This window comes from Sulfuricurvum sp. MLSB, assembly GCF_000747095.1.
GTDB lineage: Bacteria > Campylobacterota > Campylobacteria > Campylobacterales > Sulfurimonadaceae > Sulfuricurvum.
The window spans coordinates 1-22,143 of record NZ_JQGL01000145.1 but is presented as its reverse complement, the minus strand read 5'-3'; the positions used below and the strand labels follow the sequence as shown (position 1 = coordinate 22,143).

At 49.4% G+C, this 22,143-nt stretch carries 15 protein-coding genes; 6 read left to right on the top strand and 9 right to left on the bottom strand.

Going from position 1 to position 22,143, the window contains the following annotated elements; all coding sequences use genetic code 11:
- From JU82_RS11215 to JU82_RS11205, 3 genes are all read left to right on the top strand, one after another.
- A partial coding sequence (locus JU82_RS11215) for an ATP-binding cassette domain-containing protein (protein WP_294892935.1) occupies positions 1 to 1,302 on the top strand: 1,302 nt, incomplete at its 5' end.
- On the top strand, positions 1,299 to 2,633 hold the full coding sequence (locus JU82_RS11210; protein ID WP_294892934.1) for an HlyD family type I secretion periplasmic adaptor subunit: 1,335 nt from the start codon (positions 1,299 to 1,301) through the stop codon (positions 2,631 to 2,633). The genes JU82_RS11215 and JU82_RS11210, both read left to right, overlap by 4 nt.
- Positions 2,630 to 3,187: a response regulator transcription factor gene (locus tag JU82_RS11205; RefSeq protein ID WP_294892932.1), complete on the top strand. Its 558-nt coding sequence runs from the start codon at positions 2,630 to 2,632 to the stop codon at positions 3,185 to 3,187. The genes JU82_RS11210 and JU82_RS11205 overlap by 4 nt, the downstream gene beginning before the upstream one ends.
- Before the next feature lie 4 nt (positions 3,188 to 3,191).
- Here JU82_RS11205 and JU82_RS11200 read toward each other — a convergent pair whose 3' ends face one another.
- The 3 genes from JU82_RS11200 to JU82_RS11190 form a co-directional block, all read right to left on the bottom strand.
- Positions 3,192 to 6,068, bottom strand: coding sequence for an Ig-like domain-containing protein (locus JU82_RS11200; protein ID WP_037950755.1), 2,877 nt, complete (start codon positions 6,066 to 6,068; stop codon positions 3,192 to 3,194).
- A gap of 88 nt (positions 6,069 to 6,156) precedes the next feature.
- Positions 6,157 to 8,118: an EAL domain-containing protein gene (locus JU82_RS11195; RefSeq protein ID WP_037950753.1), complete on the bottom strand. Its 1,962-nt coding sequence runs from the start codon at positions 8,116 to 8,118 to the stop codon at positions 6,157 to 6,159.
- A gap of 2 nt (positions 8,119 to 8,120) precedes the next feature.
- Positions 8,121 to 8,753, bottom strand: a complete 633-nt coding sequence (locus JU82_RS11190; RefSeq protein ID WP_037950751.1) for a transglutaminase-like cysteine peptidase — start codon at positions 8,751 to 8,753, stop codon at positions 8,121 to 8,123.
- A gap of 106 nt (positions 8,754 to 8,859) precedes the next feature.
- Between JU82_RS11190 and JU82_RS12180 the strand changes: the two genes are divergently transcribed.
- Together JU82_RS12180 and JU82_RS12175 are read left to right on the top strand one after the other, a co-directional pair.
- Positions 8,860 to 11,013, top strand: coding sequence for a DctP family TRAP transporter solute-binding subunit (locus JU82_RS12180; RefSeq protein WP_294892929.1), 2,154 nt, complete (start codon positions 8,860 to 8,862; stop codon positions 11,011 to 11,013).
- 13 nt (positions 11,014 to 11,026) lie between these two features.
- Positions 11,027 to 13,303 carry an EAL domain-containing protein gene (locus JU82_RS12175; protein ID WP_294892927.1) on the top strand — a complete coding sequence of 759 codons (2,277 nt, stop codon included), beginning with the start codon at positions 11,027 to 11,029 and terminating at the stop codon, positions 13,301 to 13,303.
- Between the two features lie 8 nt (positions 13,304 to 13,311).
- Here JU82_RS12175 and JU82_RS11175 read toward each other — a convergent pair whose 3' ends face one another.
- The 6 genes from JU82_RS11175 to JU82_RS11150 all read right to left on the bottom strand — a co-directional run bounded on the left by JU82_RS11175 (position 13,312) and on the right by JU82_RS11150 (position 19,479).
- Complete coding sequence (locus tag JU82_RS11175) at positions 13,312 to 13,536, bottom strand: hypothetical protein (RefSeq protein WP_037950749.1); 225 nt, start codon at positions 13,534 to 13,536, stop codon at positions 13,312 to 13,314.
- A gap of 48 nt (positions 13,537 to 13,584) precedes the next feature.
- Positions 13,585 to 15,690, bottom strand: coding sequence for a diguanylate cyclase (locus JU82_RS12170; RefSeq protein ID WP_294892924.1), 2,106 nt, complete (start codon positions 15,688 to 15,690; stop codon positions 13,585 to 13,587).
- A gap of 81 nt (positions 15,691 to 15,771) precedes the next feature.
- Positions 15,772 to 16,425, bottom strand: coding sequence for a TrkA family potassium uptake protein (locus JU82_RS11165; protein ID WP_037950746.1), 654 nt, complete (start codon positions 16,423 to 16,425; stop codon positions 15,772 to 15,774).
- On the bottom strand, positions 16,422 to 17,729 hold the full coding sequence (locus tag JU82_RS11160) for a TrkH family potassium uptake protein (protein WP_037950743.1): 1,308 nt from the start codon (positions 17,727 to 17,729) through the stop codon (positions 16,422 to 16,424). Before JU82_RS11160 ends, JU82_RS11165 begins: the two co-directional genes overlap by 4 nt.
- 17 nt (positions 17,730 to 17,746) lie before the next feature.
- Complete coding sequence (locus JU82_RS11155) at positions 17,747 to 18,457, bottom strand: response regulator transcription factor (RefSeq protein WP_037950739.1); 711 nt, start codon at positions 18,455 to 18,457, stop codon at positions 17,747 to 17,749.
- Positions 18,457 to 19,479 carry a DUF4118 domain-containing protein gene (locus tag JU82_RS11150; protein ID WP_037950738.1) on the bottom strand — a complete coding sequence of 341 codons (1,023 nt, stop codon included), beginning with the start codon at positions 19,477 to 19,479 and terminating at the stop codon, positions 18,457 to 18,459. Before JU82_RS11150 ends, JU82_RS11155 begins: the two co-directional genes overlap by 1 nt.
- 291 nt (positions 19,480 to 19,770) lie before the next feature.
- Here JU82_RS11150 and JU82_RS11145 point away from each other — a divergent pair, with 291 nt between their 5' ends.
- The gene (locus JU82_RS11145; RefSeq protein WP_294892922.1) at positions 19,771 to 22,074 is read left to right on the top strand and encodes an HD domain-containing phosphohydrolase; all 2,304 of its coding nucleotides are present in this window, start codon (positions 19,771 to 19,773) and stop codon (positions 22,072 to 22,074) included.
- Positions 22,075 to 22,143 lie beyond the last annotated feature (69 nt).

Below are 22,143 nucleotides of genomic sequence, written 5' to 3'. Positions count from 1 at the left end.
ACCGTCAGTACATTGATCGATCTTCCGTTTGTCGTGATTTTTCTGACCGTTACGTATCTGATAGCAGGCAGCATCGTCATTGTGCCTCTTGTCATAATCGCTTTGATCCTCGCCTACAGTCTTGCGGTACGCAAACCTCTGCAGCGAAGCGTCGAAAGCACCTATGCGGCAGCCGGCACCAAAAACTCGGTTCTCATCGAAGCACTGAGCAACATCGAAACAATCAAGACCTTGGGGGCAAGCGGTCACGCGCAGTTTCATTGGGAGCAAACAACCGGGGATATCGCCGAAAAAGGTCTGAAATCACGTTTTCTTTCCAATTCGATTACAACCGTTTCGGCATTTTTGGTACAGATCAACACGGTAGCCGTTCTGATTATGGGCGTCTATAAAATCACCGATATGGAACTGACGATGGGAGGGCTCGTTGCCGCTGTCATCCTCACTTCTCGCGCTATTGCACCAATGGGACAAGTCGCCGCACTGCTGGTCAATTACGAAGAAGCCAAAACGGCTCTTGACACTCTCGATCAAATTATGAAGTTACCGGTAGAACGGCCTGATGAAAAGCGCTTTATACACCTTCCCGCCATTCACGGAAAAATCACTTTCAATGATGTCACCTTCACCTATCCCGGCGAAAGCAATCCAACATTAAAAGGGGTTTCCTTCACCATCAACCCGGGTGAAAAAGTCGGCATCATCGGGCGCAACGGATCGGGTAAAACGACAATCGAAAAATTGATACTCAATCTTTACCGTCCTGACAGCGGCTCTGTCATCATTGACAACATCGATATCCGCCAAATCGATCCGGCAGATCTGCGAAAGAATATTGCCTATGTTGCACAGGAAGTGACGCTCTTTCAGGGTACACTGCGCAGTAATATCGTCTATAAAAAGCCGAATGCGTGTGACGAAAAAATATTGCGCGCCGCGCATATCGGCTTGGTGGATCAGTTTGTCAACCGACATCCGCTTGGGTACGATATGCCGATCGGGGAGCAAGGATACGGACTATCTGGGGGGCAAAAGCAGTCAGTTGCCATTGCACGCGCCTTTATTGAAGAAACACCGATCGTTTTAATGGACGAGCCGAGCAACTCACTGGATAATACCGCTGAACAAATGCTGATCACGCGACTTCAGGAAGCGACTAAAAATGCAACGATGATCATCGTCACTCATAAAAGTTCGCTGATGGAGCTTGTCGACCGGCTGATTCTGATCGATGATGGCAAAGTCCTCATGGACGGGTCTAAAGAGAAGGTTCTTCAAGCCCTTCAAAAGGGTAAAGCATGAATTTACGCCAAAAAATACACTCCGAAGAAGATCTCGAATACATGGAATCGCTCAGCGCGGCGGTGTTGCAAAAAGCTCCGATCAAATCAAAAGCAATCCTGTGGATTATTCTGGGCGTCATCACCCTGCTCATTATCTGGGCAAATTTTGCCCACGTTGATGAACTGGCCCGCGGCAGCGGGAAAGTGATTCCGTCAAAACAGGTGCAGGTCGTTCAGAACCTCGAGGGCGGGATCGTTTCGGATATTCTCGTACAAGAAGGGCAACGCGTCGAAAAAGGGCAGATTCTGGTCAAAATCGATGACACGAGTTTTTCCAGCTCCTACAAAGAGAGCCATCTTCGTTACCATGAGCTCAAGGCCAAAGCACTCCGCCTGAAGGCCGAATCATCTGCACAGCCGTTTCAGGCCAACGGTAAGAATGAGGCGGATATGTCTGATACGATTTCACAGGAACAAAGCCTGTATAACCTTAATCGCAACCAGCTCGAACAACAGATCAGTATTCTCAAAGAACAAGCCGCACAGCGCGAAAACGAGCTTCGCGAAGCGAAAGCCAAAGAGCAGGAACTCAAAACAGCCTATAACCTGATTTCCGAAGAAGTCAGAATCATGCGTCCGCTCGTACAAAGCGGCCTCGTATCCCAGGTCGAGTTTTTGCAGCTTTCGCGACAAGCCACTGCAACCAAAGGGGAACTCAATGCGGTGACTCTCTCCATCCCGCGAATACGATCAGCGATTGCGGAAGCCAGAAATAAAATTGAAAACAGCCGTCTGGAATTCCGTTCCAAAGCCAAAGAAGAACAGACCCAAGTAACGGCTGAATTGTCGCGGCTTTCTGAATCGGAACAAGCTCTTGAAGACAGAGTCAACCGAACACTGGTCCGTTCCCCGGTCAGAGGAATCGTCAAACAACTGTTTATTAAAACAATCAACGGTGTTGTCCAGCCCGGGATGAACATTGTCGAGATCGTACCTCTTGATGATGAACTGCTGATCGAAGCCAAAATCAAACCTTCCGACATCGCCTACATCTATCCCGGACAAATGGCAAACGTCAAATTCACCGCTTACGATTTCTCCGTCTATGGCGGCCTTAAAGGTACGGTAACGCACGTCAGCGCCGATACGATCCTTGATGATGAAGGAAACAGCTTCTACCTCGTCCGGATCAAAACCGATAAAAGCTATTTGCAGCGAAAAGGTAAAAAATTTGATATTATGGTCGGTATGGTCGCTACCGTTGACATTGTCACCGGCAAAAAAACCATCATGGAGTACATCATCAAACCGTTGATGAAAGCCAAGGAAGGAGCGTTGACAGAGCGATGAATACGGTGTTGTTTACAGGCAAAAACCATCTTCGTTCACGCGTACGCGAACTCTTTCCCGAATGTCCGATGCTTTCGGTTCCCGAACATATCCCGGATTCGTCCGTCATACTCTGTGATCCCGAATCGGCAGTCATGCTCTTGCAATACTCGCCCCATTTTAAAACGGTTGTTCTCAGCGATACCCCCTCTTACACAGAGGGGACGAAGCTGCTCTCTCTGGGGATTCGAGGCTATGCCAATACGTATATCCACGGTGAACATCTGATACAGGCGCTCGAAAGCGTCCAAAGCGGTAACGTCTGGCTCTATCCCGAATTCATGCAGCAGATGATCAAAGAGGTCACCTCCGGCGCGCGGGACCACTCGACGATTTTGAATAAACTGACGGAGCGGGAAGCGCAGGCGGCCCTGCTCGTTTGCGAAGGACGTTCCAACAAAGAGATCGCCGTGCACCTGGACATTACCGAACGCACGGTAAAAAACCACCTCACCCACATTTTTGAAAAGCTCGGAGTCAGCGACCGCCTTTCGTTGGCGATGCTGCTCAAATAGCCCCTCAGCTCGGATCGACGTAAATATCCTGTTCGACGTTTAGCGTTACCGTTGAACCGCTTACCGTTCCGGTATAAATATCATACGTATGGCCGTCCACGGTAGTCGTGCCCCCTTGTGTCCAGGACGCATCGATAGAAATATAGTCGTTCGCCCCGCCCCGAATGTACAGTTCATTCGTATCCGATGTATCAAACACATCCTGCGCGGTGAGATTGAGAATTGTCTGGGTACCGGCATCGATTAAATCAATCGCTTCAATGTGACTGATATTGTCAAAATTGAGTGTTCCGCTCCCTTCGATAATCAGCGTGTCAACGGCGGTGTCATTCGTTTCGCTTGTGTCCCAGCCCCCGTCTACCGTATCGGCGGTATCGGCATACAATCTATCTGCTCCTGAGCCTCCGCTTATTTGGTCGGTCCCCGCGCCCCCATGAAGAACATCATTGCCTGCCTCACCGGATAATATATCATTCCCGATGCCTCCTATCAGCATGTCATTTCCGTCTCCGGCATTCAACGTGTCGTTGCCGTCATCGCCGTACAATATGTCATTTCCGCTTGAGGCATTGATTGTATCATCGCCGCCGTATCCGTACAGACGATCATTATCGGCTGTGCCGTTCAGCGTTTGAGAGGTATCGTTTCCTTCGATAATCGACGCATTTGACGAACCTAACAGATTGACGTTTGCCAGATCGGCAAAATCCGCGCTGGCAGAACTGCCCGAACTGTCTGTTACCGTGATGGAGGTTGAATTTAATATTTCCGCATCAATAATCGATTGATGATACTCGAAAGTCCCCAGCAATTCGTTAATCAAGCCATTATCGATTGTCCCGCCCCCTGCTTTTGTAATGGTAACCGAATAAGTAGCCAGCAGTGCAGGATTACCCAGCAACCACACGCCTGTTCGTGTCGGCGCACTGATTTGAAGCCCCAGTTCGCCGGCCAGATTGCTCGAAAGGGTAAACGGATCGTCTCCACCGAGTGTAACGGCTATTAATGCTGACCATGTCAAGGTAACGGAGGAAATATTATTGTCGACGTCATAAACGACAATACCCTGTTTCCCGCTCAAATCAAGCAAATCCGCGACATCAGTACCGACCAGTCCAAGCAATGTACCGCTTTGAGTCGCATTGGCGATCGGAGCGTCATTCGTACCCGTTACGGTCACGGTAAGCTGTGCGGTATCGGTTCCCCCTTTGCCATCACTCACCGTATATGTAAAATTATCCGTAACCGTTTGACCAGTAGCCAGTTTATCAGCAACGCTTTGATCGGCCGTATATGAGTAACTACCATCTGAATTGAGCGTCAAAGTCCCGTATACGCCTCGGTAAGCACTCCCTAAAGTCCCTTCATCGCCATACCCCGCTTCACTCCCGGTACGGAATGATGAGACGGTGCGCGGATCGGTGTCGGGATCGGTGTCGTTACTTAATAGATTACCGGCAACCGTCGCATCTTCGTTGACGGAAGCCGTATCGTCGGTTGCTACCGGATTACGGTTGAGCGTAAGACTATCCCCGGTGCCGTTGTTTCCGTATAAATCGGTAAACGTACCGTTCGCAACACTAATGATCGGAGTATCCGTACCGCTTTGGGTAAAAGTGGCCGTCCAGGTATTGTTATCAACCAGTGTAAAATTCGTCAGAGTCCCGCCGACTACGGTTACATCATCGGAATCGAAACCGAGTACATCTTCGCTAAACTGAAATGTTATTGTCGTACTTTCGCCGGCAGAAAGATTGGTATCTGATGCCGTAATATCCAAAGTTGCGCCCAAGGTATCCACCGTCGCGCTGTCGCTGCCGGTGAGGGACGTGTTGCCGTTTTGATCAATAAGGACCGACGTCACGGTGATCGTATTCCCCTCGCCCGGTGAGGCGAAAGAGGTGGTGACGTTCCCGCTATCGATCTGCGGCTGGGTTAAGACGATATCCGTCGTCGTCGTACCGTCGCTCACGCGAATCGTGTCGCCCACGACCGCTCCGGCCGGGATCGCTACGCTCACGTCCACATTCCCGCTCAGCTCACCGCTGCTCAGGATACCGTTATTGTTCGCATCTTCGGTAATGGTCACCGTCGGTGTTTTGCTGTCGGTAATAACGGTACCGCTATCGGTACCTTCGTTACCCGCGGGATCCGTTGCAACGACCGTAATATCCGTTATTCCGTCAGCCGGCAATTGCGCTACGGTATTATCAGGAAGTGTCCATGTCCCGTCGCCGTTATTGTTCGCTGCGTATTCAACTCCTCCGATAATTACCGTTATTGTCGCTGTCGGATCATCCACTGTTCCAGTCAGTTCAGGTGTTCGGTCATTGGTCGTCAGATTATTCATAGTCACGTTCGGAGCTGTCGTATCGGAACTCGTAGAACTGGTGACAGTCGTTGCCGCTTCACTCTGAAGCAGAAGCGTCGTATCGTCCGTTTGAGGCAATACGTTTTGCTCAAGCCGCGTCGGCAATGTTTCGGCCCATGCGAAACCAAGATTTTCACCATGTTCCGTAAAACTTCCCGCTGTCATCGACGAGCTTATGGTCCCTTCCCCGGCCGCGGTTTCACCTTCACCCTGCACTTCATCATCGGAAGCCAAAAGTTTTTGTATTGCCGCCTTCTCGGCTTCAACTTCGTCTGCTGAAATCGTCTGCTCGAAAACAGCGGCATCGAGGACTAGCGTCTGATTCGGACCGATACGAAGCGTGTTACCGTTATCCAGTACAATAACCAACGTACTGTTCTCGGCAGTATGTATTATGTCGTTGGCCCGTACCGCGGTATAACTCAATAGCGCCTCGCTGGAACCATCCGAATGCGTAACGTTTACGAGACCTGTTTGTTCAGTGACATACCCTACAATCATTTCCGACATGACAGACCTTTTCACTTATTTTCTGGTTATATCATAACCTGTTCGAAAAGCTCTGTACAGTGTACTTTGGTACCAGTTACGGTCGCTCTTATTCGTGCAGTTCTACCGGAGCGATGTAGGTTCCCTGAAATCGCGTGATGCCTAGCGCTTTGAGTTCATCGACCTGCTGTTCTTCTTCGATATTCATCGCTATTATTGAAATTCCAAGACTTTGAACCAGGTTGTTCAGGCTTCCTCTGGCATTGCCCGTATCCGTATCATAAAGCATATCTTCCAGATATGTAGCGTTTGAACGGATGTAGTCCGGACGTATCGATTGCAAATAATCCGCCCCGCTTTCCGGCAATACGAAATGATCGATTCCGAACCGATAGCCGAACGATTTGAGCATCGTAGCCAGCATTTGAACCGCCCCGGATTCATTGATCGCTACCGTATTGGTCACTTCAAAGCGCAAAACCGTTTTTTTCCGTCGATGAAATATATCCAGCCGTTCGAAAAGCCAATCGCGGTTTGACTGTTGTTTCACAAAATCGCAGCTGAGATTGAGCGCCAGCGGAACGGGATCGGTTTGCTCTTTGAGTCGTTCAAGGACAGTGTAAATCATATAACGGTCGATTGTATCCGCCAGCCCCAAACTTGCCGCAATCGGAAGAAAATATCCTCCTGTATGGATTTTGCCCGCTTTGTCCAGCAACCGTAATAATACTTCTTCATGCAAAACACGTATCTGGCCGTTTAGCGATTCGACGACCGGCTGAAATCCCAGAAGCAACCGCCCGTCTTCCATACTTTCCAACAACTCGTTGCGCCATTCTTCGCGCCCCAAAACAAGCGTATCGTCATCCGTCTGATCGATGTTGGTAAAAAAGTTTTCCTCCGCCTTGGCCTGTGTCACCGCATGATCGGCTCTGGAAAAAAGTGTTTTCAATGTGTCACTTGCGGTATAGTTCCCGACACTGCAACCTACGACAATCTGATTTGTGAGTTTTTTGTCCACATTTTCGATACTTTGGCGTATTTGAAGCATCACTTTTTCAGTTTGTTTCCCGATATCAAGCAAAAGCGATGAAGGGACGACTACCATAAAATCATTCTCGTTCAGACGTGCGATCAGGGCATGGTTAAACGTGACGAAAGCTTCATCCAGATTATCGACAAACCCGCTCATGAAACGGCTGTAGGTTTCGTACCCGTACTCTTTTTTAAATCGGTCCAGCCCTTCGAAGCTGAACATCGCATAGACGCCGGAAGAAAGTACCGTATCGGCATGCAGATAATCGGGGAGTTTGGCAACCAGATAACGGCGGTTGTACAGCTTGGTTTCGGTATCTTTATAGAGGAGTTCCTGATAATGGCGCAGAGTTTCATTTTCGCGGTCAAAAATATCCTTGACTTTGGCAACCATCGCATTCATTGCGTTCATCACGGAGCGAAACTCGCTCGTGAAAGGAAGTTTTTCTTCGATAATGAACTCATTGTCGATCACCGCTTCCGCCTGCTTACGGATACGCTCAAGCGCGTTGAGACTGATTGATAGAAGTATATACAAGACGATAAATCCGGCGACACTGATAAGCGCAAACGTTTTGATCAGGTCCATCATCGCCATGTAGAGCTGCCGATACGCATGTCCGGTATGACCGCGCACTTCCAAAGATCCGAATCGGCTCCATTCGATCATAATGTCGCTGGACATTGTTTCGTTGGTAATCGTCACCGTGTTGATAAACCATTGCGGCACTTCATGGACCTGAAGTTTGTTTTCCCGCACATAGATTTCGTTTCCGTCGACATCAATCAAAGCAATCCGCTCATAATAGCCGCTGTCGAAAATGGCGTTTATCATTGCTTCCATCGTGGCGACATCGGAGCGGTTCGGGATCATCGACAAGGACAACCCAAGCCAATGGGCCGTGTTGACCGAATCGGTATAAAGCTGGTTTTGGGCAAATTCGGTCGCACTTTTAAAGTTCAGCACCATAATGGAGGATACGAGTATTCCGGTAAAGATACTCAGCATGATCACCAACTGATTAAATAACTTCATAACTATTCCTTTCGCTGTGTGATGACCAGTTCGTCCCACTGGCGTTCCTGCCGGGTGGATGCAGGGATTATTTTCCCGATTTGAGCCTGCTTGGCTTTGAACAGTTCGTCTCCCCTGAAACTGTAAATCGGGATCAGATCTCTGCGCTGCGTTGCAGGGAAAATCTTGTAATTATAGTTGTCCAGAACTAAAGGGGTCGATTTTGGGGTCTCATAATACGTTAAAACCAGATGTGCGGCATTGTAGCGCAGCGATTTGGCATAGGTCATATAAAGTTTTGACGACGGTACGCCGAGTTCTTTGAGGGTAAAAAATTTCGCGATGACAAAATCTTCGCAGTCGCCTTTGTCTTTTCCGATAAACTCTAATCGTGTCGCCCAATAATCGCTTGTTCCCCAGACAGATTTATCCGATGCATACGGAGTTTGGTTGAAAAAATCGTTCACCTTCTCGAGTTTGCTTATTTCATCAAGTTCCCGCGCTTCGTTCATCATCTGAACGAGTGCAACGGCACGCCGTTTAGCATATATGCCGTACTCTTTTTCGATTTTGTCCAAAAACGGTTTGGCGAGGTTGAATTCAGGAGTTCCCGAAAGGATGAGTGCAACAGAAAAAAGGGCAAACAATTTTTTCATTCGTAAATAATACCGTATCTTGGATGATTTCCATGAATCCCAAGCGGGGAATGCGCTATAATAATGACCGTTTGTAAAACCCGCCTACGCGAAACAGGGAGCATATATGGGGCGTCTATCCGCTGCCGCCGTGGCAGTCCTCGTCGGACTGATTCTATTATTGGCGTTTTTGCCCGATTCTCCGGACGTAACGATTAAACCCGATCAATCTGCCCAATCCGAAGAACACAGATGGAATCTGCGGTTCGGACACAATATGCCCCAAGACAGCGCCATGCATGAAGCGGCGGCACTCTATGCCAAAACGGTGGAGGAAAAAAGCAAAGGTCGCGTCCGAATCACCGTTTTTCCCAATCAAAAGCTCGGAAACGACCATCAAATGCTCGAAATGGCGCGACGCGGCGATCTGGACATCGTTTTAACGCCGACAGCCAAAATCAGTGCGGCAATGCCGTCGATGCAGTACGTCGATCTTCCTTTTTTCTTTCCGCAGCGCGAAGACCTCTATGCGATGCTTGACGGGGAGCCCGGACAGCTGCTGCTGAACGGACTCAAACAAATCGATCTGATCGGTGTCACGTTCTGGGAAAACGGGTTTAAACATTTTACCGCCAACACCCCGCTGCTCCGTGCCGACGATTTCAAAGGAAAAAAATTCCGCATCATGAAAAGCAGGCTGATCCAAGCTCAGTTTGACGCACTCGGAGCCAAAACCTACCTGATCGATTTTCATGAGACCCGCAAAGCACTGAGCGACGGTGTAGTCGAAGGGCAGGAAAATCCTCTGATCGCGATCAAGAGCATGGGCATCCATGAAGTCCAGAAGCATCTGACCCTAAGCTCGCACGGCTATATGGGGTATGTTTTCAGCATCAGTGCGCACACGTTCAAATCTCTCCCACCCGATTTACAGGACTTGCTGTATCGCAGCGCACGCGATCTGACCGCTTTTGAACGCGAACAAACCCGCAAACGCGAAGCAAAGCTGCTGGATACAATGCGTCAAAGCGGCATGCAGATCCATACTCTGAGTGAAACAGCACACGCCGAACTGAGAGACAAAACGGCCCATATCATCCCCCGGTTTGAAGAAGTGATCGGATCGCACGTCCTCTCCACGACGCAAGAACTGCTTCTCATTAAATACGGCCCCTCACCCGAAAGCAAACAACAAATCGTCATCGGCCTCAATGCCGATCTGTCGATGGATTCAAAAATCGGCGGGCTGGCTATCAAACGCGGAGCGGAACTGGCCATCGAAGAGATCAACGCGAACGGTGGCGTTTTGGGAAAACCGCTCGTCCTGATCGCCAAAGACGACCGTGGTATTGCCAGTAAAGGAGCAGCCAACGTCAAACTCTTCGCCGAACGCTCCGATGTTGTTGCTATCATCGGCGGTGTACGAAGCGGCGTGAGCGCGACCGCAATCGCTCAGGCGCAATCGTCCGGTATCCCCTATCTGATTCCCTGGGCTGCGGCCGCAGAGCTGACAAACCCTGCAAACGACTTCGTTTTTCGCGTATCGGCCAATGACCGGGATGCGGTTGCTTTCATGGGAAACTATCTCTTGCAGCATTATCGCTCTCCCGCCATCATCTATGAAAACACCATCTGGGGCCGTGGAGCCATGAGCCGAATGAAGCAGGTTTCGGCCAACAAAGGCCGCTCTTTGAGCGATGCCGTCGCATTTAATATCGGGCAGCAAAATTTCAAACCGGAGATCGACCGTATCGTCCGTTCAGGTGCCGATTCGATCTTGATGATCGCCGCTTCCGATGAAGCTGCCAAAATCATCAATACCCTCTCCGAATCGAAATCACCGCTTCCTGTCGTTGCTCACTGGGGAATCACGGCCAACCGTTTTTTTGATGCAACGGAAGAATCCCGCAAACGGGTCGACCTACAGTTTTTCCAAACGTTTTCTTTCCTGACATCGCCGACACCGAAGAAAGACGCTTTGGGCCGACGGTATCTTGACCGTTACGGCGTATCCTCCCTAAATACCATCAAAGCGCCGTCCGGAGTCGCCCAGTCCTATGATACGGTGCATCTGCTGGCACGCGCCGTCAAAAAAGCCGGCACCACCGATCGTTATGCCGTCCGAAACGCGCTGGAACGTCTGGAACCCTATGAGGGCGTCATACGCCGATATGCTCCGCCGTTCACCCCTGAACGTCACGACGGCCTTTCACCGGAGAATTACCAAATAGCCCGTTATCACCCTGACGGATTCATTGTATCCAATCCGAAGCCGCGATAAGGAGATGCCTGTTTTGCTTTCAAAATCCATCATAAAACTTCCTTTTTCCAAAAGCATCAAAGGCAAGGTTATTCTCCGTGTTTCGGGTCTACTAACGCTGGCGATGCTCTTTATCACGGTTATCGTCACCATTTTGATGTACCGCCAAATGACGGGGCAAATGGAAATACTCCTGCAAAACAGCGCTCACGATGCCCAGCAGCGTTTGGAGCACCGTGTCCGATACCTGATCGAAAACAGCGAAGTTCTGGCGCATAACGAGCTCTTTGTCAATGCCCTTCTGGATGAAGCGGGGCGGCAAACCTATCTGCAAACTCTTGCCAAAAACTTTATGGAAGGAAAAGACGTCGTATCGTTAAGCGTCGTGGATTATGACGGCAGACCGATCTTTCAGACGCAAGAAGACATCCCCCATTACGATACTTCGCCGAAACTGCGTTCTGCCCTGGAATTGCGCGAAACCAGCCTCTATCTTCAGGACACTACCCATCATATCGTCGTAACGGTTCCAATCGAGTACTATTCGACTACGCAGGGGGCACTTATCGTCGTTTTCGATACGCAGGCGATCGGGAAAAGCACCGTTCCCAATGATCTTCCCTCATCGCTGCGGCTCCATACAGGCAATCAACTTGTGTACGAATACCCCGATTCGCGTTCTTCCGACTATCGTTACGTCATACTTGAACCGATGAGCAAGACCCCATACCTCTCCGAACTGGAGCTGGCACTGGAGTTGGGACTGCTTGAATCAGCGTATACGGCTCCGGTGACCAATGCCCTGATCCCGCTGCTCTCCATCGGGATTTTGTTTATCCTTATCGGACTGATCATTTCTGTAATGCTTGCCAATACCATCACACAGCCGATCGTTGAGCTCTATCGCCGCGTCACCGAATCGAAGGGGAGCGATTATACCTCCTGCGCTCCGCTTGGGAGTGACGACGAACTCGAAGTTCTGGCGCAGGCATTCGACGAACGCTCCGAAAATCTGCGGCATCTTGCCGAACACGACATGCTGACCGGGTTGCCGAACCGCCTGTTGTTCCTCGACCGCCTCGAATACGCTCTCAAACGCGCCCAGCGCAATAACGAAATCGTCGCGGTTCTTTTTCTGGATTTGGATCATTTCAAAGAAGTCAACGATTCCCTCGGACATAAAATGGGGGACGAGCTACTGAAAAAGGTCGCCTCACTGCTCTTGAAAACGTTGAGAGAAAGCGATACCGTCGCCCGTTTCGGGGGTGATGAATACGCTATTTTGATTGACGATATTCCCAATGAAACAATCGTTATCGATACGATCAATGAGATCATGCGACGGTTCAAAGAGACCATGTACATCGAACAGTTCCGTTTTTTTGTCTCAACCAGCATCGGGATCGCCCTCTATCCTCAAAACGGAACGACCACCGACACTTTGCTCAAAAATGCCGATGCGGCGATGTACAAAGCCAAAGAGGAAGGACGCAATACCTACAGCTTTTATACCGAAAACATGACGCAGCAGGCGTACGAGCGGATGAATCTGCAAAACCAGCTGCACAGCGCGATCCAAAATGAAGAATTCATTGTTTATTATCAAGCGCAGGTCGATATGCGTACCGATACGATCGTCGGAATGGAAGCGCTGATTCGATGGAAGCATCCCGACACAGGGATGATCCCGCCGGATAAATTCATCCCGATTGCCGAAGAAACCGGACTCATCATTGATATCGACCGGTGGGTCATGCGCACGGCCATGAACCAGTTCGCCGCATGGAGCAAAGCCGGCTATCAAACCGGAAAACTTTCCCTCAATCTTTCAATATTGCAATTGAGACACAACGATTTTCTCGATGTGGTGAGCACTGCCATTGCCGAAAGCGGCATCAATACCGACCAGCTGCAGTTTGAAATCACCGAAACGCAGATCATGAAAAATCCCGAAGAAGCCATCACAAAGCTGCTCCAGCTCAAAGCGCTGGGCATCAGCATTGCAATTGATGATTTCGGGACCGGACATTCGTCGCTCTCTTATCTCAAACGGCTCCCTCTGGACAAACTCAAAATCGATCAGTCGTTTATTCAGGGGGTTCCCGATGATCATGACGACAAGCAGCTTACACGGACGATCATAGCCATGGCCACAAATCTCAATCTTGAACTGATCGCCGAAGGAGTCGAAACGCTCGAGCAGGCACGATATCTCGTAGAACACGGCTGTAACGAAGCCCAGGGATACCTTTACTATCGCCCGATGCATGCCGAAGCGCTCGAAGAAGCGCTAAAAAACAAATCGGCCTAGACAGGCGGTTATTCCCCGCTACACCCGCATCCGCTTGCCATACCTATCACGTAGTGATCATCGACTTCGACAAGCTGAAACTCATGTTTTCCGCAAAATCGCCCCTGCATATAGGCCAGCTGAGTTTGGGCCGCTTCCTGAGCCGCCTCTTTTTCCTCATAGGTAGTTATCTGTCTTAATCCCTCTTTTTTGGCACAGCTGCAGAGTTTCTCAATAACAACATGGTGTTCCATAATTTTCCTCCGAAATAATTACGTATGAAACACTTTGCATATCCCATTCTACTCGGTAAAAATCGATATCCGGTTACGCCCTTTTTCTTTTGCTAGATACAGCTGCTTATCGGCTCTCTTGTACAGCTCTTCATACGTGATAGCCGCCTCCGGATTCCACAGCGCGATACCGATCGAAATCGTAACGTACGATGCCGCATTGTTGTTGACATGCTCAATCTTCAGTGCTTCGACATCTTTACGAATGCGCTCCGCCAGCTCAACGTATTCGGATGTCCGAAGGTTTCCGACCAAAACGGCAAATTCCTCGCCTCCCAGGCGGAACGAACATTCTCCACCCCGCGACGTATAGTCTTTCAAAATTTCGGCGACGCGGTTCAGGACTTCATCGCCTGCCTGGTGACCGTAGGTGTCGTTGTAGAGTTTGAAATTGTCCACATCGATCATCATAAAGGCCAGCGTGTAACGGTGCCGTTTGGCGCGGTTGATCTCTTCCTGAACCGTTTTGACGTAATGACGCCGGTTGTAAAGTCCTGTCATCGGATCGGTGATGGCCATCTCTTCAATGATTTTTTGATTGGTGATGTCGTAGCGTATCGCCGTATAGCCGGTGATCTCTCCGTTTTCAAAGTTCGGGAAAATCGTCGTATCGACCCAATAATGGCTTCCGTCGGATTTACGGTTTTTGATTTCGCCTCTCCACACTTTTCCGGCCGTAATCGTCTTCCATAAATCGGCAAACACGTCATCGCCCATATCGGGATGGCGGACGACGCGATGATTTTTTCCGATCAATTCCTCTTTCGAATAGCCGGTGACTTTGCAAAATGCTTCGGAAACGTGCGTAATGATCCCTGCCGCGTCGGTTTGGGAGGTGATGACATACTGGTCGACGATGTCAATGTATTTTTGAAGCGTTTCGGCCTTGGCCGCAATCCTCTCTTCGAGGTTTTGGTTCAGTGCTTCGATTTCGTTTTTCTGGACTGAGAGCAATGCGTACTGTTCATTCAGCAGTGCGATTTTGCGCTTGATTTCATGCGACATATTCTTGAATCCGCGGATGAGAGTCTGCCATTCTTGATCGTACTTAGACGCATTGATGTCGATGTCGTAAGCCCCTTCGCTGATGAGTTCGGCTTTATGGCTCAGTTCCTGAATCGGTCCGGAAAACGAGCGAAACGCCATCACGACCATAAATCCGATAATAAAGACACCGTTGAAAAACAGCACTATCAGCGATGTCATCAGTTTATGCCAGTCGCTCAAAAGCTCCTGCTCATGAATACTGACCGCGATCACCCATCTAAGTTCTTTAATATAAGCCCATGCAACAGCAACGCTTTGTTCTGAGCGGTTCTGGGCATAACACTGACCTTTATGTCCCTGAAAAACTTCATCGATCGGAAAACATGTCGGTTCTTGCATCACCTGATACGCTTTAAAGCCCGAATGTCTGGCCGGAGCCATCGCGATCCATTGTCCCTCCCGGAACACGGTTGCGACTACTTCTCCCGTCTCTCCCAGTTTGCGATAATCGTTGATAACCGAATGGATACTGCGGTTATCGATCTGTACCGCCGCTATCCCCGCAATTTTCCCGTTCACGACGATCGGTTTGGCCATAAAAGCGGCATAATCGTTACTGGGAGGATAATAGTGGAAATCGGAAATGTAAGGAGACCCATCGTTAAGAGCGTTTTTGAAGACTCGGGCCAAATCGCTCTCTCTATACGGACCGCGGAGGAGATTCGTGTGCAGATCGTTTTCTTGCTTGACGCTGTAAACGATGTCACCTTTCGTCGTTATCAGAAAAATATCGTAAAAACCGTTTTCCTTGGCAAAAACGGCCATATTTTTGTCCAACTGATGTGGAGGTTTTTCCCAAAAACTTCGATTGAAAATCGGATCGTGCAGCGCCGCAAAATCAAAAAGATACGACAAATCATTCAAGGAAGTGTGCTGTCCCGCGACATACCGCTCAATCGCTTCGGTTTTGTCCTGCAAGGCATTTTGGATGGCGATTAATCCGTCCTGACGCACCCTTTCCCTGACTTCCAAAACGACAAAAGCGAGTACGGCAAACCATACTACGGATATAGCCGTTAGCCAGATGATAGTGCGTCGGACGATCGTCATATTTTTCATCAGAGCCATAAGAACTCCTTTAATAACACCATCCTACACGAATAAACTGTCGAATCTCTAAACTATTTTGTTTAGTTATATCAGATTATTTTAAATTTTTTTACTGAGTGCTTCGATATGCGCGCTGTTGCCCAAAACGACCAGAAGATCGTCTTTTTCCAGAATGTCGTCTTTTTCGAACGAGGTGTACCATATCCCCTGATGCTTGTAGGCGATCGGTTTGACTTCGTATTCGTTTTCAAATACCGGCGAAAGGATCGACGTTCCGATCCAGAACGAAGGGACGGTGAGTTTGGCAATCTTCATCGTGATCGAGAGGTCAATCGTCTCGTATTGCATGTTTTTGACCATTTTTTTCACGATCTTTTTGGCCGATTCCATTTCGGGATAGATCACTTTGGCGGCGCCGAGTTTCGATAGGATCTGGCCGTGTACGGCTGTGATTGCTTTGGCAATGACTGTTTCTACTCCCAGCTCTTTAAGCGCCATAACCGTCAGGATACTGGCTTCGATATTTTCACCGATGCTCACCACCGCGACATCGACGTTGCCGATCCCTGCTTCGCGAAGTGCGCGGATATCGGTCGAATCAAGTACGATGGCATCCTGCACGAATTCGTTGATCTCCCGTATCTGCTCTTCGTCCTGATCGACGGCGATAACGCTAAGCCCCTGCTGTGCAAGCCCTTTGGCAACATGAAAACCGAATTTTCCCAAACCGATAACGGCGAAACTGTTATTCATAAAACAACCTTCCCTTCTGCATATTTGATGCGGCTTTCAACCGCTTTTCCGACGATGACGACCGTAAAGGCAAACACGCCGATACGTCCCATTAACATCAGGACAATAATATTGGTTTTTCCCCAGTCGCTAAATAGCGCGCTGTAGCTCAATACCCCGCCGTTTCCGGTAGAAAGTCCCACCGTTCCGAATGCCGAACACGCTTCAAACAGCGTGCGCAAAAACGGCAATCGCTCGATCTCACTGAGCAATACGGTAGAAAAAACAACGTAGACCGATGCGACCAAAATGATCGCATACGCTTTATTAATCTGGTACGCAGATATCGACCGTCGGAAAATATGGGCGTGCGTATCGCCCCGGAGCGTATACCACATCCCGATCATGGCAAGGGCTACCGCCGTGATTTTGATCCCTCCGGCCGTACCTCCGGGTGCTCCCCCGATCATCATAAAAAAAGTGGAGAAAAAGAGATTCGCGTCACTTAGCGTCGAAAGGTCGATCGTGTTGAATCCGGCGGTACGGTAGTTGACCGACGCGAACCATGCCGCCATGATTTTCTCATGCCAGAGCATCGCATCAAACGCCCTGTTCCATTCGAGCGAGAGCAACAAAAACATCCCCAGAACGATTAAAACGGCACTCATGTACAAAACGATCTTCGTATGCGTAGAGAGGCGGACGATATCGTGTTTGCGATAGTGGTAGAGTTCCGTCAAAACCAGATACCCAAGCCCTCCGAGAATAATCAAAATCGGGATTGTCAGATTGATGATGATGTCGCCTCGATAGCCCATCAAGTTATCGCTGAAAAGCGAAAAACCCGCATTGTTAAATGCCGAAACGGCATGGAATATCCCAAACCATGCCGCCCTCTCCAGCGGCATATCAGCCCAAAAACGAAGGGTGAGTACTATCATCCCGATTACTTCGATGATGATGATCGATGCGAATACGATTTTCAAAAACCGCACCAATCCGTCCATCCCCGGATGATTAAGCGATTCTTGCAAAATCAGGCGGTCGCGATGCCCGATCTTCTGCCGTCGCATAATGGCCAAAAACGTCACGGCCGTCATGTAGCCAAGCCCCCCAATCTGGATCAGCAGCATAATGACGACGTGCCCGAACGGGGTAAAGTCGACGGGAGTATCTTTGACGATCAGTCCCGTCACGCATACCGCCGACGTCGAGGTAAAAAGGGCGTCTATCAATCGAAGCTCCCCGTTATGGGCGAACGGCATCATCAAGAGCAGTACGCCGAAGGCGATTAGCCCCAGAAAGCTGTAAACGATCAGTTTCATTTCATGCGTATGTATGATCACTCCTTTGAATCGAAATCATCGCCGCAGCCGAAACGATATCCTACCCCAAGTTCCGTCAGAATGTATGCGGGGCGGGTGGAATCGTGTTCGATCTTCTTACGAAGGGAATTGATGTAGGTGCGCAGATACTGCATCTCCTGCTGATATCCCACGCCCCATACCTCTTTGAGCAGCCGGATGTGAGTCAGAACCTGATTTTGGTGAAGCATGAAATATTTCAGCAGGCCAAATTCAGTCGGGGTGAGTTTCAGAAACTCCCCGTTTTTGGCAACCGTATGCTGCGCGGTATCCATCACCAGTTCATGGCACTGCAAAATATTGCTGGAAGGCTGAAGCCCCATAAAACGTCTCTGCGCCGAACGGATCCGTGCCAGAAGTTCGTACGTCGAAAACGGCTTGGTCATATAATCGTCCGCCCCCAGCTCAAGCGAGGCGATGATCTCTTTTTCTTCGTGACGGGCGGAGAGCACGATGATCGGAGTGGAGCGCTGAGTGCGTATCGATTTGATGAGTGTTTTTCCGTCTCCGCCGGGAAGCCCCAAATCCAGCAGCACGATTTCGGGACTCTGCGTCTGAAGCTCGCGTATCGCGCTTTTCATATCGCCGGCAACGATAATCTTGTAACCTTGCTGATCCAAAAAGAGGCTGAGCATCCTGCTGATCGCTTCATCGTCTTCGATAATTAAAATTAGGTCTTTGGTCTTCATCATTCTTCCCGCAAGGTTCGCGCAGGCACTTTGGGCGCAGGGAGAACGACTTCGACGCAAATGCCGTGATCGGTATTGTAGGCTTCTATCTCGCCCTCATGAGCAATCACGATATCCTTGCAGATCGATAGACCAACGCCGCTTCCGACGATGTCGGCGGTATTTTCCAAACGATAAAACTTGTCAAACATGTTTTTGAGATCGGCCTTTTTAATCGGCTCGCTGTCGTTGCAAACCAGTATAACCGTTTTTGTCGGCATTGACGTCATCACCACGCAAATCGGTTTATCGGGAGAAGAGTATTTCAGTGCATTATCAAGCAAATTGACGAACAACCGAACCAATAACCCGCCATCTCCCCAAAACAGAGGCATATCGGGGGAAATCTCTACGTCGATCCGGTGCATCACCCGGTCATGACGGAATTCTTGAATCGCAACGCCGATGAGATCCTCAAAATCGCACCACTCCTTTCGGAGAATTTCCCGGTTATCTTTGAGCCTTGCACTGTCGAGAAGATTCGCTATAAGGCGGTTCATGCGATGCGTGGAGTCGCTGATTTGTATCAGAACTTCCCGCTGCGTATGCTCGTCGATGTTTTTCTCCCTCAACAGCAATGCCGTATTTCCCTGAATCGACGAAAGAGGCGTTTTAAGATCGTGCGAAAGGGTATTGAGTAAAATCTCTTTGATGGCATTGGCCTGAATCCGTTTGGCCTGATAGGTGATCGTATACCCCACCACAAAAAAGATCACAAAACTCCATACATACGCCAGATCATGTACGTCAAGGCTGTAACGCGGCGGTACGTACAGCAGATCGAATACAATGACGGAAATGGCTGTCACCACGGTCGTCGCGTGTCTATCTCCTCTTAGGGCGATCACCAATACGGGCAGGAGATAAATCAGCGCGATATTCATAAGCCCGAGCCATCCGCTGAACAGCTCTCCGATAATGCTGATGATCAGCAAAAGGGCAAATGATACGAGATAGTGACGGTATGGGTATAGAAATGTCATTTATGCAACATTTTAGCAAGTTTGACAAAAAAGACGATAATCAAGGCAAACAAAAAAAGCGATTCAAAAATGACTATCCAGACATTATCATGCAACTGCATACGGCGAACTCCGTTTTGGGACTGTTGGAAGAAATTGTATAGCCGATCGCATCAAAACGAAATCAAGATTCTTTTCTTCGTATGGCTATGACAACACGGTATTCATCGTGCAACAGTGTTAAAAATAATGGTATAATGGTTCAAAAAGGGCGTGTGATTGATCTCGACGTGAGAGGACGGAGTAGGGTTGATGGAAAAATCGATAGAACAGAGCATCCGGGATGCACACCGCGAATGGATGGGTGCGCTGGACATAGTGGACGATCCCATCTTTATGCACGACAAACAATTCCGCATACTGCGCTGCAATCGTGCCTATCAACGTCTTACGGGGCTCCCTTTCGAAGAGATTATCGGCCGTCCCTACTATGAGCTCTTTCCTAAAGCCGATGCTCCGTTATCCCAGTGTGTGAACATACTGCAAAACTCTGCCGATAAAGAAGAGGAAGAAGAAATCCGTATCGGCGATGCCGTTTTTCGTTCACGCGCTTATGTCACGACAGATGATCGGGGCGAATATCTCTATTCGATTCACATCCTCGAAGATATCACTCTCCAAAAACAAAACGAAGCAAAACTGTGGGAAAATGAAACGTTTACCAAAGCCGTTTTGGACAATCTTCCTTTTGGAATTGCCGTGAATTCCATCGAGCCGGAGGTGGCCTTCACCTATATGAACGACAATTTCCCGAAAATGTATCGAACAACCCGTGAACGGCTGGGCACGCCCGATGCTTTTTGGGAAAACGTTTACGAAGACCCCACATTCAGAGAGGAAATAAAAAAACGGGTTTTGGAGGATCTGGCAAGCGGCGATTATGAACGGATGAAATGGCTTGATATTCCGATCGTCAAAAAAGGAGAAGAAACACGATTCATTTCCGCCCAAAACATACCGATGCCCGACAAACGGTTCATGATCTCGATGGTTTGGGACGTCACCGAACGCAATATGGCCGAACAGGCCCTACGAGACAGCGAAGCACGCTATAAACGGATAACAGCCGAACTCACCGATTATCAATATACGGTGCGCATTGAAAACGGAACCGCCGTCGAAACCCGCCAAAGCCCCGCCTGCATCGCGGTCACGGGGTACGAAGCGGAAGAGTTTTATGCCAACAGTGAGCTTTGGCTGCTGATGATCGTACCGGAAGATCGTGATATGGTCATACAACGTCTGGATCAGGTTCTTCAAGGAAAAGACGTCCCGCCCATCGAACATCGCATCATTCGTAAAGACGGCGTATTGCGTTGGGTGAGCGATACGATCATCTTGTTCAAGGATGTGAACGCTCAGCTGCTCTCGTATGAAGGGGTAATCAAAGACATCACCGAGCGCAAAGAAGCCGAAGATTCCCTCCGCCGCGCCAACCGTGCCCTTAAAACCCTCTCGGCGGGCAATCTTGCTCTTGTACGGGCAACAGATGAAAACGTATTGCTCCAAACCATCACGGATATCATCGTCCAAAAAGGGGGCTACGACCTCGCAGCGGTCTGTTACGCTCAAAACGATCCGGAAAAAAGCATCATCCCCATCGCATGGAGCGGCAAAGAAGAGCATTCCTGCTCCAATCTGCACTTTAGCTGGGACGATAACGAAACGGGACAGCTTCCGGTCGCACGGGCGATACGGACGGCAAAGACGCAGATTTGCCGGGATATCGCCGCCGAAGAAGCCTATGCTCCATGGAAAGAATCGTCACTTTCGGAAGGATACGCATCCCACATCGCCCTCCCCCTCTCCGACAATAAGCATACATTCGGTACGCTCAGCATCTACTCCTCCCAAAAAGAGACCTTTGATACCGAAGAAGTCTCTCTTCTCGAAGAACTCACAAACGATCTGGCCTACGGCATCATGAACCTGCGTACCCGTGCCGAGCACGAACGGCACGAAACGCTCCTGCGTCAAAGTCTGGAACAATCGGTCCAAACGATTGCGGCTACCTTGGAAGCGCGCGATCCCTACACTGCGGGTCATCAACGCCGCGTCGCGGAACTCTCCACGGCGATCGCACGGGAAATGGGTCTCGCCGAAGAGCGGATACAGGGGATTCACTTCGCCGCCATCATCCACGATCTTGGAAAAATCCACATACCCGCAGAAATTCTGTCCAAGCCCAGCAGACTTAGCGATATCGAGTACCTCCTCATCCAGACCCATCCGCAAGAGGGATATAACATCCTCAAAGAGGTCAAATTCCCCTGGCCGATTGCCGACATCATCTTGCAGCATCATGAACGTCTGGACGGCTCAGGCTACCCTCAGGGGTTATCCGGCGATCAGATACTGCTTGAATCGAAAATCATCAGCGTAGCCGATATGGTTGAAGCGATGTCCTCCCACCGCCCTTATCGCCCCGGTATGGGAATCGAGCTGACGCTGGACGAGATCAGAAAAAGCCGCGGAATAGAATACGACGCAAACGTCGTCGATGCGTGTCTCAGCCTCTTTTTGGAAAAAGGGTTCAATTTCAGCAACTCTATCTGATTGGTAACGCAGTTTTTAAAAAAAGACTTCCCACAAAGGGGAAGATGACGAAAATCAATGAAGTGTTGC

What these genes read in the sequence shown, in the direction of transcription:
- JU82_RS11210 (WP_294892934.1), top strand. Translation starts at nt 1,299, where the DNA reads ATGAATTTACGCCAAAAAATACACTCCGAAGAAGATCTCGAATACATG.
- JU82_RS11205 (WP_294892932.1), top strand. Translation starts at nt 2,630, where the DNA reads ATGAATACGGTGTTGTTTACAGGCAAAAACCATCTTCGTTCACGCGTA.
- JU82_RS11200 (WP_037950755.1), bottom strand. Translation starts at nt 6,068, where the DNA reads ATGTCGGAAATGATTGTAGGGTATGTCACTGAACAAACAGGTCTCGTA.
- JU82_RS11195 (WP_037950753.1), bottom strand. Translation starts at nt 8,118, where the DNA reads ATGAAGTTATTTAATCAGTTGGTGATCATGCTGAGTATCTTTACCGGA.
- JU82_RS11190 (WP_037950751.1), bottom strand. Translation starts at nt 8,753, where the DNA reads ATGAAAAAATTGTTTGCCCTTTTTTCTGTTGCACTCATCCTTTCGGGA.
- JU82_RS12180 (WP_294892929.1), top strand. Translation starts at nt 8,860, where the DNA reads ATGGGGCGTCTATCCGCTGCCGCCGTGGCAGTCCTCGTCGGACTGATT.
- JU82_RS11175 (WP_037950749.1), bottom strand. Translation starts at nt 13,536, where the DNA reads ATGGAACACCATGTTGTTATTGAGAAACTCTGCAGCTGTGCCAAAAAA.
- JU82_RS12170 (WP_294892924.1), bottom strand. Translation starts at nt 15,690, where the DNA reads ATGGCTCTGATGAAAAATATGACGATCGTCCGACGCACTATCATCTGG.
- JU82_RS11165 (WP_037950746.1), bottom strand. Translation starts at nt 16,425, where the DNA reads ATGAATAACAGTTTCGCCGTTATCGGTTTGGGAAAATTCGGTTTTCAT.
- JU82_RS11160 (WP_037950743.1), bottom strand. Translation starts at nt 17,729, where the DNA reads ATGAAACTGATCGTTTACAGCTTTCTGGGGCTAATCGCCTTCGGCGTA.
- JU82_RS11155 (WP_037950739.1), bottom strand. Translation starts at nt 18,457, where the DNA reads ATGAAGACCAAAGACCTAATTTTAATTATCGAAGACGATGAAGCGATC.
- JU82_RS11150 (WP_037950738.1), bottom strand. Translation starts at nt 19,479, where the DNA reads ATGACATTTCTATACCCATACCGTCACTATCTCGTATCATTTGCCCTT.
- JU82_RS11145 (WP_294892922.1), top strand. Translation starts at nt 19,771, where the DNA reads ATGGAAAAATCGATAGAACAGAGCATCCGGGATGCACACCGCGAATGG.